This window comes from Kocuria sp. NBRC 114282 (genome assembly GCF_030268385.1).
Lineage (GTDB): Bacteria > Actinomycetota > Actinomycetes > Actinomycetales > Micrococcaceae > Kocuria > Kocuria palustris.
Genome location: NZ_BSQO01000001.1, coordinates 141,825 through 153,915, shown reverse-complemented (window position 1 = coordinate 153,915; position 12,091 = coordinate 141,825). Strand labels below are relative to the sequence as shown.

Sequence of the window (12,091 nt, the reverse complement as noted above, 5' to 3'; positions counted from 1 at the left end):
ATCAGAAGTAGCCGTCCTTCTTGCGATCCTCCATGGCGGCCTCGGAGATGCGGTCATCGGCGCGGGTGGCGCCTCGCTCGGTCAGCGTGGAGACGCCCACCTCCGCGACGACGTCGGCCACGGTGGCGGCCTGGGAGACCACCGCTCCGGTGCAGGACATGTCGCCCACCGTCCGGTAGCGGACCTGCTTCGCCTCGATCTGCTCGTCCTTGCGCGGCTGGGACACGGGGGTCACCGACATCCACATGCCGTCGCGCTGGAAGACCTCGCGCTCGTGGGCGAAGTAGATCGGGGGCAGGTCGATGTGCTCGCGCTCGATGTAGCGCCAGATGTCCAGCTCGGTCCAGTTGGAGATCGGGAAGGCGCGCACGTGCTGGCCCGCCGTGTGGCGCCCGTTGTACAGGTTCCACAGCTCGGGGCGCTGGTTGCGCGGATCCCACTGCCCGAACTCGTCGCGCAGGGACAGGATGCGCTCCTTGGCCCGGGCCTTGTCCTCGTCGCGGCGCCCGCCGCCGAACACGGCGTCGAAGCGGTTGTCGGCGATCGCGTCCAGCAGCGGGGTGGTCTGCAGCGGGTTGCGGGTGCCGTCGGCGCGCTCGGTGAGGCGGCCGTCGTCGATGTATTCCTGGACGGAGGCCACGACCAGGCGAAGCCCCAGCCGCTCGACCGTGCGGTCGCGGAAGGAGAGGACCTCCGGGAAGTTGTGCCCGGTGTCCACGTGCAGCACCGGGAACGGTATCGCCGCCGGCCAGAACGCCTTGGCCGCCAGGTGGAGCATGACCACGGAGTCCTTGCCGCCGGAGAACAGCATGGCGGGGCGGTCGAACTCGGCGACGACCTCGCGGATGATGTGGATGGCCTCGGACTCGAGGGCGTCCAGGGCGGACTGCTCGCCCGTGGCGGACACGGCGGCAGACGCGGCGGTCTCTGTCATGGGGTCTCGCTCTCCTGAAGGTGCGGTGGTCTCGTGGTGCGGGCGGACCCGCGCGGGCATCAGAGGTGGATGCCGCACTCGATCTTGTCGCTGCCGGACCAGCGCCCGGCGCGGGGGTCCTCGCCCGGGGCGACCTTGCGGGTGCAGGGCGCGCAGCCGATCGAGAGGTAGCCCTCGGACAGCAGCGGGTTCACGGGCAGCCCCTCGCTGTTCGAGTGCTCCACCAGGTCGTCCAGCGACCAGCGGACCATGGGGTTGACCTTGACCAGCTTGTGGGTCTCGTCGAAGGACACGAGCGGGGCGTCGGTGCGCGTGGGCGACTCGTCGCGGCGCACGCCGGTGAACCAGACCTCGTAGTCCTGCAGGGACTCGGCCAGCGGCTCCACCTTGCGCATGGCGCAGCAGGCCGTGGGGTTCGTGCGGAACAGGTCCTTGCCGTGCTGCTCGTCCTGCTGGGCGACCGTCAGCTTGGGCATCACGTCGATCACGTTGATGTCCAGCATGGCCTTGGCGGCCTCCTTGGTGCCCTCGGTCTCCGGGAAGTGGTAGCCGGTCTCCAGGAAGAGCACGTCCACGTTCGGGATCTGCTCGGCCACCAGCGCCGGCAGGACCAGGTCGGCCATAGAGCAGGCCACGGCCACCCGTGCGTTCGGGAAGTTCTCGGCGACCCAGCGGATCGCGGCCGTGTGGTCGGCCTCGCCCTGGGCCGGGACGTGGCCGTCGGCGTCGAGCTCGGCGCCCAGCTCGCGAGCGCCCGCGGCGGCGAGCTCGCGCAGCTCGTCCTCGCTGCGCAGCGTCTTCTCAGCGGTTCCAGCGGTCATTGCAGATCCTCCTCCTCGGCGCGGGTGCTCCACGCGGCGAAACCCTCTCCGGGCTCGCGTTGTTCCGCGAAGCGGCGGGTCAGGCGCTCCACGTACTCGGGCAGCTCGTCCTGGAACACCTTGAGCCCGCGCACGGTGCGGCCCAGGTTGGCGTCGCCGCCGTGCTCCGAGCTGGTCAGCCCGCCGCCCAGGTGCACCTGGTAGCCGGGCTTGGAGCCGCCGTCCTCGGTCGGCAGCAGCTGGCCCTTGAGCCCGATGTCGGCGACCTGGATGCGCGCGCACGAGTTGGGGCAGCCGTTGATGTGCAGGGAGATCGGCACGTCCAGCTCGAGGTCCTCGAGACGGCGCTCGAGCTCGTCGATGGTGTCCGAGGCGACCTGCTTGGTCTCCACGATCGCCAGCTTGCAGAACTCGATGCCCGTGCAGGCCATGGTCGAGCGGCGGAACGGCGACGGCTTGACCTTGAGGTCGATCTCGTCGAGGGCCTCGATCGCGGCGTCGACGTCGTCATCGGCGATGTCCAGCAGGACGATCTTCTGCTGCGGGGTCAGGCGCACCCGGTCCGAGCCGAAGCGCTCCATGATCTCGGCCAGCGCGGCGAGCTTCTCCCCCGGCATGCGGCCCACGCGCGGGGCCGCGCCCAGGTAGTTCCGGCCGTCCTTCTGCCGGTGCACGCCGATGTGGTCCGAGGGGCCGGTGGGCGCGGCCGGGGCGGGGCCGTCGGCCAGGGCATAGCCCAGGTACTCGGTCTCGAGCACCTCGCGCATCCTCTGCGGCCCCCAGTCCTTCATGAGGAACTTCATGCGGGCCCGGTTGCGCAGGCGGCGGTAGCCGTAGTCGCGGAAGATCGAGGTGATCCCGCGCCAGACGTCGCGAACCTGGTCCTCCTGCACGAACACGCCCAGGCGCTGGCCGAGGTACGGCTGCACCGACAGCGCGCCGGCGACCCACAGGTCGTAGCCGGGGCCGAGCTCGGGGTGCACGACGCCCACGAACGAGCAGTCGTTGATCTCGTGGGCCACGTCCAGCGACGGGTGCCCGGTGACCGCGGTCTTGTACTTGCGCGGCAGATTGGAGAACTCGAGGGTGCGCACCTCGGCCTTCAGCGTCTCGATCGCGGGCGTGGGGTCCAGGATCTCGTCGGCGGCCGCACCGGCCACCGGGGAGCCCAGGATCACGCGGGGGACGTCGCCGCAGGCCGAGACGGTGTCCAGACCGACCTCGTCCAGGCGCCGCCAGATCTCCGGGACGTCCTCCACGCGGATCCAGTGGTACTGGATGTTCTGCCGGTCCGTGATGTCCGAGGTGCCGCGGGCGAACTCCTGCGAGATCCCGGCCAGGCAGCGCAGCTGGGCGCGGGACATGGCGCCGCCGTCCAGGCGCACGCGCATCATGAAGTACTCGTCCTCGATCTCCGCGTCCGACAGCGCGCCGGTGCGGCCGCCGTCGATCCCGGGGCGGCGCTGGGTGTACAGCCCCCACCAGCGGAAGCGCCCGTGCAGATCATCGGGATCGATCGAGGCGAAGCCCTCCTTCGAGTACTTCTGCTCGATCCGGGCGCGCACGGCGAAGCCGTCGTCGGCGGCCTTGAACTCCTCGTTGTGGTTCAGGGGCTCGCGGCCGTCGACCGCCCACTGCCCCTCGGGCTTGGGCTTGCGTGCGCGTGCAGGGCGCGAAGTGGTCTCGCTCGTCATGCCGACCATGGAACGACGACGGGGGCCGCCGCGTCACATGGGAGGTCACCCGGCGTCATCATTGACTTCTCAGGCTTGACTAAGTTAACGGCCCGGCTCATGCGTCATCCCGGAAGACGTCCTCGAGCCGCGTGCCCGCCTGGAGCAGCGGCCAGCAGCGGATCAGGCGCAGCATCTGCTCCTCCGCGCCGACGGCCTCCCCGGGATCCCGGCCGCGCAGCCCGAGGGCGGTGCGAGCCGCGACCCGGACGGGGTGGATCCGCGCGAGCACCTGGCCGCCGCCCGTGACCACCAGCGCGGGCGCATCGTGGGCCGCCGCCTGCTCGCAGGCCTCCTGCAGACCGCCCGGCGGGATGCGGCAGGCGCGCACCAGCTCGACCTCGAAGCGCGGACGGACACGGGCGGCGCCCCCCGGCCCGCCGACGGAGGGAGCGGGTCTCCCCAGCTGCACCCGCGGATCGGCCGCCAGCATCTCCTCCAGCTCCTCTGCCATGTCCCCGGGCCCGCCCGGGAGCCGCACGTGGACATCGCCGGATCCCAGCAGATCCCGCACCGCGAGTGCGGCCGTGCCCGTGCGCAGGTGCTCCTCCCTCTGCGCGGCATCGCCCCAGGTGACCACGATGTCCGCCACGGCATGCACCATCCCCGAGGGCCGGGCGATCGGGTGGGTGATCCGCGAGGCCAGGCGCAGGCTCTCGCGGTTCTTCTGCAGCACGGCCGCCGACGGATCGGCTTCCGAGCGCCCACCCCAGTCGGCCCCGCGGTGCACCGCGCGCGCCGCCGGGGCATGCAGCAGCTCGCAGCCGCCCAGCACGGCCTGCCAGCCCAGCTCCCAGTCCTCCCCGCCGTAGCCGACCATCGCGGCGTCGAACCCGCCGAGGCGCTCGAAGGTCGAGCGGCGGCAGGAGAGCACCGCGGAGATCACGTACCGGAAGTGGGAGTCGTCGTGGCGGCGCAGATGATCGGTCTGCGCCCACGCCCGGGCCAGCCACTGCGGCTCGCCCAGATCACGCGGCGGCTGCGCGGTGTCGTCCACATGGACCCTGGTCCCCACGACGAGGGCGTGGGGATGCTCGCGCAGGGCCTCCTCGACGGCGGCGAGGTAGCCCGGCTCGGGCACGGTGTCGCCATCGAGGAAGACCAGGATCCCGCCGCGGCAGTGCCCGGCCCCCAGGTTCCTCGCCGCCGCCGCTCGAAACCCGCGGTCATCCTGGCGCACCACGCGCACCCCGGCGGGGACCCGGGGCGGGCGCGCGGAGCCGTCATCGGCCACGACGATCTCCAGCGCCTGCACCGGCTCCTGCGCGCGCAGCCCCGCGAGCACAGCGTCCAGGCCCTCCTGGTCCTCGAAGTACGGGATCACCACGGAGATCCCGCCGCTGTCGGCCCCAGCGGACGCGAGCGTCATCGCAGCAGCTCCTTCCACGCATCCGCATAGGCCTCGGCGACCTGCGCCCAGCCCCACCGCGGCAGCGGGCGATCGGCCCGGGTCCGCCGCGGCTCGGCCAGCAGCTCGCCCACCGCCGTCCCCAGCTCCTCGCGCCGACGACGCAGCACGGCGCCGGGCCAGCGCTCGTCGATCTCGCGCATGTACGGGCCGTCCACCACGAGCGGCCGGCGCCCGTGGGCGATCCACGTGTTGAGCGAGCCCGAGGCGGAGACGTGCAGGTGCGGGCACACGGGGACGTCGACCGCCTCCAGCTGCCCCGCCAGCTCGGGCTCGGGGACGTAGCCCGTGAGCTCGAAGCGCACCCCGCGCGCCGCGGCGCGCTCCCGCAGCACCTGGACGTCGGCGTCGTGGCCCGCCGCACTCGCCCCGATCGCGCGCACCAGGGTCCCCCGCGGCACGGAGTCGATCACATCCTCGATGCCCTTGCCGGGATGCACGAAGCCCAGAACCCCCACGACCCCGCCATCGCCGGCGGCCGCGGGGCGCCCGACGGGCAGAGCCTCCTCGAGGGGCAGCGGCACTGCGCGCACGGCGGTGCTCGCCCCGCCGTCGGGCCCCTCGCCGGCCAGCGCGCGCAGGGCCGCAGCCTCGTGCTCGGAGTGGGCGATCACCAGATCGGCGCCGCGCACCAGGCGGGCGAAGGCCGTGCGGCGGCGAGCGAACCTCTGCGCCCCCTCCTCCGGCTGCGGCACGTCGTGGGGACCCACGCTCAGCAGGCCGCGGCCGCGCAGCCGCAGCACGGCCTCGACCGCGCCGTCCGCATCGGCGCCGAACAGGGCGTCGGTGAAGCTGACGTGCAGCAGCGCCTGAGCGGACGGCTCCGCGACGGGCAGCTCGACGGTCCGTCGCACGAGCCGGTGGTCGAACCCGCCGACCCCGGCCTCCCGCGCGGCGTGGAACAGGCCCAGCCCGTGCCGGACCACCCCGTGGCTCTCGGGGCCCACGACCAGATGGCTGATCACCGATGCCCGGCGGCTCACGGCAGCAGCCCCAGCATGGTCATGCGCTGCCCGTGTCGGGCCAGGGCGCGCTCGATCAGCCGCGGCCTGGCCCGGCAGAAGGCGAGCTGCTCCCGGGCGATCCCGGCCTCGTCGAGCTCCCGGGCGTCCCGGCCTGTGCCCAGCCGCCATCCGCTCGTGCGCGCATCGGGGCGCAGGACAGCCCCGAGCGCCCTCGCGTGCGCCGGATCCACGGGGGCCTCCACCGAGCGCAGCAGCTCGCGCCCGGGATCGGCGACGCCATCCGGGTCCGGGGCGAAGCCCAGCCCCCGGCCCAGCTCCTCCAGCACCCGCTGGGCCAGGATGCGCAGCGTCGCGTTGTCGGGGTGGTTGATGGTGTGCCAGTGCGGACGGGCCTCGAGCGCATCCGACATGACGACCGTGCCATGGGCCTGCTCGCGTGCTCGCAGCTGCCCCACGGATTCGGCATGCAGGGCCTCCAGCGCCTCGGCCTCCAGCTGCGGGGCGTTCGGCGGCAGGGCGTCGGGCCTGAAGCCCGCGCCCGCCCGCGAGGCTTGCGCGAGCGTGCGCAGATCCGAGTACGGCACCCCGGGCGGATCCAGCGAGCTGTCCTCCGGGTCCCGGACGATGACCTGGAACGGGTGCAGCCCGGCATAGCGCAGCACCGGGATGCGCAGCCGGAGGGACGACGACGGCAGCAGCGCCTCGAGCTGGCGCGTGCCGGAGGGCAGGCCGCGGTAGTCGTCGCGCACCGGCTGCATCACGAGCGCGTCGGTCCGGGCCAGGAGCCGGGCGGCCGCCTCGGCATCGCGGGTGCCCCACTCGAAGACCGGCGGGACGCGCACGGAGCGCAGGCCGGGATCGGCATCCAGCAGCACGCGCAGAGACTCCGCCTGGCAGTTGCCGATCACGACCACGAGGGGCAGATCACCCGGGGCGGCGTCGTCCTGTCCGGCGCGCTCCGAGGCCTGTCCGTAGAAGTCCGCATAGTGCTTCGCGCGCCCGGGGTTGCTCACCGTATGATGATAACGATACTTATGACAAGGGGCCCCGTGGGGTCCCTTCTGCGCGGAAGGCGGTGGAGGGCTGACAGCGGTGCATCGTGCTGTGCAGGGGAGTCAGAGGCTGCGAGCAGCGCCGATCCCCGCCCATCACCCTTATGTGGACGCCGTGGAGCCGCTGGCCGGCTGGGACGGATTCGAGCTCGTCGCACCCCCCGAGCTCGAGACAGCAGGACCGGGGACCTGGATCCCGCACCCGCTGCTCGAAGCGCAGCGCCTGGCCGAGGACGCCGATCGCGTGGATGTCCTGCACGTGCACTTCGGCTTCGAGCACCGCACCCCGCAGCAGATGCGCGAGCTCGTCGAGCAGTGCCGCGCCTCCGGGATCCGTCTGGTGCTCACCGTGCACGATCTGTCCCATCCGCATCTGCGCACCGCTCAGGAGCAGCGGGAGCACCTCGAGCGCCTGGCCGTGCTGATCGAGGCAGCCGAGACCGTCATCACCCTCACCGGCTCGGCGGCCGAGGAGATCCACCGGCGATTCGGCCGCCGGGCTGAGGTCATCGCCCACCCCTGCGTCGTCGCGCCGCAGCGAGCGCGACGACTGCAGGAGCAGGTCCGCGAGCGCGGCGGGCCCTCGCTCGGGGTCGCCGTGTTCCTCAAGGACCTGCGGGCCAGCACCGTGCGGGAGCTGTCCTGGCACCGGGATCTGGCCGAGGGGCTCCGAGGGGTCGGCGCCCGACTCACCGTCTTCCTGGACGAGCGCGCGGCCGGCACCGAGCTGGGTCGCGGCCTGAGCGGCATCCAGGGCCTGGAGCTCGTGGTGCATCGGCGGATGGACGACGAGCGCCTGTTCACGCAGGTGGCCGAGTGCGCCGTCGTCGTCCTCCCCTACCTTCGCGGGACCCACTCCGGGTGGCTGGAGATGTGCCGGGACCTGGGCGTCGTGGTCGTGGCCCCGGACTGCGGGCACTTCGCGGATCAGGCCGACCAGCCGGGCGCGGTGCTCTCCTGCCGCACGGGCGACGGCCGCGATGCCGCCCGTGCGGCCGCACAGGCTCTGGGCGTCGCACCCCTGCCATGGGCCGGCGACCGCGCCGCCCAGGCCGAGCGCATCGCGCTGCGGCACCGCGAGCTGCTTGCTGAGGCAGGATCATGAGGATCGCCGTGATCGGCCCGTCGCGCATGCCGATCGCCCCACCCTTCGGCGGAGGGCTCGAGGTCTTCGTCCAGCGCATGGTCGAGGGGCTGCGCTGTCGCGGGCTCGACGTCGACCTGTTCGCAGCCGCAGGCTCCCAGGGGCATCGCCGCGATCTGGAGTTCCCCGGCGTCGACTGGAGCGGGCACGAGCACGGCGCCCGCGACGACCGCTATCCGCCCGGTGCCCGGGAGTCCGAGACCGCCGCCTTCGCCCGCGTCTGCCGGTATCTGGAGCGTTCCGACTACGACCTGGTGCACAACAACAGCGTGCACCCCTCCATCCTGGAGCTGGGCCCCGCCCGTCGCCCGCCGATGGTCACGACCCTGCACACCCCGCCCCAGGACGACATGCAGGGCGTGCTCGGTCGGGTTGCGGGCGCCTCCGAGAGGTTCTGCGCGGTCAGCCGGTTCACGGCCCGCCAGTGGTCGCTGCCGCGCGCCGCGGAGGTGATCCACAACGGCGTGCAGACGGACCAGTGGCGCCCGGGCCCCGGCGGCGGAGGGGCGGTCTGGTTCGGGCGCCTGACCCGGGAGAAGGCCCCCCACCTTGCCATCGAGGCCTGCCGCCGGCTCGGGATGCCGCTGACCCTGATCGGGCGCTGCGCGGATCCGACCTACTTCTCCCAGCGGATCGCCGCACACTTGGGGGATCAGGTGCGCTGGCTCGGGGCCATGACTCCGGAGCAGATCATGGACGAGGTCGGGCGGGCCTCGCTGGCCCTGGCCACGCCGCAGTGGGATGAGCCGTTCGGGCTCGTGCTGATCGAGGCGCTGTCCTGCGGCACTCCCGTGGCCGCGTTCAGCCGCGGGGGCATCCCCGAGATCCTGCGCACCGTGCCCGAGCACCTGGCCCGGCCCGACGACGTCGACGACCTCGTGCGCGCGGCCCGCGCAGCCCTGCACCAGCCGCGCGCCGAGGCCCGGGCCATCGCGGTGGAGCGCTTCGACCTGAAGGTGATGATCGATCGGTACCTGTCCCTGTTCGAGGAGGTGATCGCGACGTGATCGGCCTGTACGCCCATCATCAGGGGGCCGGGCATCTCACCCGCTGCCGCGCGCTCGCCCGCGCCCTGGCCCCGCACGAGGAGGCGGTGATCCTCTCCTCCCACCCCGAGGCCGACGTGGTCCTGCCGATGGACGCCCCCGCCGACGAGCGCGGCGTCACCGCCCACGGGGCGCTGCACTGGGCGCCGCAGGGCCACGACGGATACACCGAGCGCATGGCGATGATCGCCGCGTGGGTGCGCGATCACCGTCCCTCGGTCGTCCACGTGGACCTCTCCGTCGAGGTGACGGCGCTGGTGCGCCTGCTCGGGGTGCCCACGACCGTCCAGGCCCTGCCGGGCATCCGCAACGACGCCCCGCACGAGCTCTCCTTCCGGCTGGCCGATCGGATCGTGGCGGCGTGGCCTGACTGGGTTGCGCTGCCGGCTCACCTGGCGCCGTCAGCCGAGCGGGTGCATCGGGTGGGCGGGATCAGCCGCTTCGAGGGGCGCGCCCTGTCCGCGGTGCGCGGTCGCGATGCGGCGATCCTGCTGGGCCGCGGCGGCCAGGACGGCTCGCCTGCCTACTGGCACGAGGTCGCGCGGATCGCCTCCGCTCACCTGGGCGGGCGCTGCCGGCTGCTCGGGCTCGACGAGTGGGTCGAGGACCCGTTCGAGGTCCTCTCCGAGGCGGGGGTCGTGATCACGGCGGCGGGGCAGAACTCCGTGGCCGATGCAGCCGCCGCCGGGGCCCCGATGATCGTGCTGGCCCAGCAGCGCCCCTTCGCCGAGCAGGAGACCACCGCGCGCATCCTGGCCGACGCCGGCCTGGCCGTGGTGCCCGAGGCACCCGGTCTGCCGGCGGCGGGCGAGTGGCCGCAGCTCATCGACCGCGCGCTGCTGCTGGGGTCCCCGCAGGACCGGCGCCGGGCATGGCAGGTCGACGGCGCCGCCAGCCGCGCCGCCGAGACCGTCCTCGGGGCGGCTGGACACGGGCGGGGCGGGTCATGAGCGCGCCGGCGGCGCCTTCCGTGCACGTCGTGACGGTGTGCTCGATCGGGCGGCGGGACCATGTCCTTCGCCAGCTCGAGGCCGTGCGGCGCTGGCTGCCCGCGGCCGTCCACCACACGGTGCAGATCGGCCCCGAGCCCTTCGAGGCCCCCGGGACCCGTCGGCTGGATCGCACCGGGCCCGGGCCCGTGAACCTGGCGGCCGCGCGCAACGCCGCTGGCGACACCGCCTGCGATGCCGGTGCGGACGTGATCATCTTCCTCGACGCCGACTGCCTGCCCGGTCCCGATCTCGGCGCGGCCTACACCGCTGCGGCTGCCGAGCGCCCCGGGGTGCTGTGCGGGCCCGTGACCTACCTGCGCGCGCAGGACCGCCCCTACGACCTCGACCGGCTGAGCTCGCTGCGCAGCCCCCATCCCGCTCGCCCCGATCTCCCGCGCGGACAGACCCGCTGCGCTCGCCCCGGGGAGCACGTCCTGTTCTGGTCCCTGAGCTTCGCGCTCAGCGCCGGGACGTGGCGGGGACTGCGCGAGCGCTTCGGCGGCTTCTGCGAGGAGTTCACCGGCTACGGCGGCGAGGACACGGACTTCGCCATGAACCTGTCCGCCCACGGCGTCGCGCTGCAGTGGGTGGGCGGTGCCGACGCGTATCACCAGTGGCACCCGGTGTCCTCGCCACCGGTCGAGCACCTGGACGACATCCTGCGCAACGCGGAGGTCTTCGCCCGGCGCTGGGGCTGGTGGCCCATGGAGGGCTGGTTCCGAGCCTTCGAGCAGCGCGGTCTGGTGGTCGCCGACGGACCCGGATGGCGCCGCGCGGGAGCTCCCGACGGCGCACCCGGCACCGAGCCCGTTCAGCGGGTCAGAAGCCTGAGGGCAGCGTCGCCGAGCGGTCGAAGCGCTCGGTCACGGCCACGCGGCCGTCGGCCCCGATCAGCGTGACGGCCTCGGCCGTGCCCCGCTTGGAGCCACCGGCGATCTCGGCCCCGGCATCGACGATCACGTTCTCGAGCTGCACCCCCGCGCCCACGCGAACGCCGTCGAGCAGCACGCTGTGGCGCACGACCGCGCCCTCCTCGACCACGACCCCCGGACTGAGCACCGAGTGCTCGACCGTGCCCCGGATCCGGGAGCCCGCCGAGATCAGAGACTCCGAGACCTCCGCCGAGGCCGCGATGCGGGCCGGGAGCAGCTGCGGCTGCCCGGAGACGATGGGCCACTGAGGGTCATCCAGCACGGCGCCGTCGCCGTCGAGGATCTGCAGCTGTGCCGTCCAGTAGGACTGCAGGGTGCCCAGATCCATCCAGTACCCGTCCATCCGGTGCTCCACGACCCTGCGGCGCTGCACGAACCACGGGATGAGGTCGTGGCCGTAGTCCTCCAGCCCGCCCTCGGCCTCCTGAAGGTCCTCGAGCGCCTCGATCAGCTGGGGTCCGTCGAAGAGGAACATCTCCGCGGCCACGATCTGCCCCTGGGGGTCCTCGGGCTTGTACGCGAACTGCCTCACGCGCCCCTGTCCGTCGGTGCTCACCACGGAGTAGCGGGAGGGATCCTCGTCCACTCGGGTGGTGACCAGGGTCAGGTCGGCGCGCTGGCGCTGGTGGGTGTCGATCACGTCCAGGAAGTTCAGCGTGTAGAGGTGATCTGCCGAGAGCACGAGCACCAGGTCCGGGTCGAACTCCCGGATGGTCTGCTTCTGCCGCAGCAGCGAGTCCGAGTTGCCCTGAGGGAAGCCCTCGCCCTCGGCCCCCTGGAACGGAGGCAGCACATGCAGACCGCCGTGCGTGCGGTCGAAGTCCCAGGGACGGCCGTTGCTCAGGTGCCGATTCAGGGTGTGCGGCAAGTACTGCTCGATCACCCACACGTCCGACAGGTGCGAGTGCATCAGGTTCGACATCGAGATGTCGATCAGCCGGTAGGTCCCGGCCACCGGCAGCGCGGGCTTGACCCTGTGCTCCGTCAGGGCCTCCAGCCGGGAGCCCTTTCCCCCGGCCAGGACCATCGCCATCGTCCGCGGAATGCGCATGCGGGCCCTCTCC

The 12,091-nt window shown here is 73.0% G+C and carries 11 protein-coding genes; 4 read left to right on the top strand and 7 right to left on the bottom strand.

What is annotated here, in order from left to right:
* Position 1: 1 nt before the first annotated feature.
* The 6 genes from cysD to QSJ40_RS00720 form a co-directional block, all read right to left on the bottom strand.
* Positions 2 to 934, bottom strand: coding sequence for a sulfate adenylyltransferase subunit CysD (gene cysD, locus QSJ40_RS00745; protein WP_285728347.1), 933 nt, complete (start codon positions 932 to 934; stop codon positions 2 to 4).
* Positions 935 to 993: 59 nt separating this feature from the next.
* Positions 994 to 1,755, bottom strand: a complete 762-nt coding sequence (locus tag QSJ40_RS00740) for a phosphoadenylyl-sulfate reductase (protein ID WP_006214116.1) — start codon at positions 1,753 to 1,755, stop codon at positions 994 to 996.
* Positions 1,752 to 3,458, bottom strand: a complete 1,707-nt coding sequence (locus QSJ40_RS00735; RefSeq protein WP_423125645.1) for a nitrite/sulfite reductase — start codon at positions 3,456 to 3,458, stop codon at positions 1,752 to 1,754. Before QSJ40_RS00735 ends, QSJ40_RS00740 begins: the two co-directional genes overlap by 4 nt.
* 88 nt (positions 3,459 to 3,546) lie before the next feature.
* Positions 3,547 to 4,857, bottom strand: coding sequence for a glycosyltransferase family 2 protein (locus QSJ40_RS00730; RefSeq protein ID WP_251714379.1), 1,311 nt, complete (start codon positions 4,855 to 4,857; stop codon positions 3,547 to 3,549).
* On the bottom strand, positions 4,854 to 5,879 hold the full coding sequence (locus tag QSJ40_RS00725) for a glycosyltransferase family protein (protein ID WP_058871979.1): 1,026 nt from the start codon (positions 5,877 to 5,879) through the stop codon (positions 4,854 to 4,856). Before QSJ40_RS00725 ends, QSJ40_RS00730 begins: the two co-directional genes overlap by 4 nt.
* Positions 5,876 to 6,874 (bottom strand): WcbI family polysaccharide biosynthesis putative acetyltransferase, encoded by a 999-nt coding sequence (locus tag QSJ40_RS00720; RefSeq protein WP_251714378.1) that lies wholly within the window; start codon positions 6,872 to 6,874, stop codon positions 5,876 to 5,878. The genes QSJ40_RS00725 and QSJ40_RS00720 overlap by 4 nt, the downstream gene beginning before the upstream one ends.
* Before the next feature lie 145 nt (positions 6,875 to 7,019).
* Here QSJ40_RS00720 and QSJ40_RS00715 point away from each other — a divergent pair, with 145 nt between their 5' ends.
* Genes QSJ40_RS00715 through QSJ40_RS00700 form a run of 4 tightly spaced genes read left to right on the top strand, consistent with a single transcriptional unit; the run spans position 7,020 to position 10,994 of the window.
* The gene (locus QSJ40_RS00715; protein ID WP_278857884.1) at positions 7,020 to 8,018 is read left to right on the top strand and encodes a glycosyltransferase; all 999 of its coding nucleotides are present in this window, start codon (positions 7,020 to 7,022) and stop codon (positions 8,016 to 8,018) included.
* On the top strand, positions 8,015 to 9,064 hold the full coding sequence (locus tag QSJ40_RS00710) for a glycosyltransferase (protein ID WP_251714377.1): 1,050 nt from the start codon (positions 8,015 to 8,017) through the stop codon (positions 9,062 to 9,064). The genes QSJ40_RS00715 and QSJ40_RS00710 overlap by 4 nt, the downstream gene beginning before the upstream one ends.
* Complete coding sequence (locus QSJ40_RS00705; RefSeq protein WP_006214109.1) at positions 9,061 to 10,053, top strand: glycosyltransferase; 993 nt, start codon at positions 9,061 to 9,063, stop codon at positions 10,051 to 10,053. The genes QSJ40_RS00710 and QSJ40_RS00705 overlap by 4 nt, the downstream gene beginning before the upstream one ends.
* Positions 10,050 to 10,994 (top strand): glycosyltransferase family 2 protein, encoded by a 945-nt coding sequence (locus QSJ40_RS00700; RefSeq protein WP_200860725.1) that lies wholly within the window; start codon positions 10,050 to 10,052, stop codon positions 10,992 to 10,994. Before QSJ40_RS00705 ends, QSJ40_RS00700 begins: the two co-directional genes overlap by 4 nt.
* On the opposite strand, the gene QSJ40_RS00695 is transcribed toward QSJ40_RS00700, so the two are convergent.
* Complete coding sequence (locus tag QSJ40_RS00695; protein ID WP_006214108.1) at positions 10,915 to 12,078, bottom strand: glucose-1-phosphate adenylyltransferase family protein; 1,164 nt, start codon at positions 12,076 to 12,078, stop codon at positions 10,915 to 10,917. The two genes, QSJ40_RS00700 and QSJ40_RS00695, sit on opposite strands and share 80 nt — an antisense overlap.
* Positions 12,079 to 12,091 lie beyond the last annotated feature (13 nt).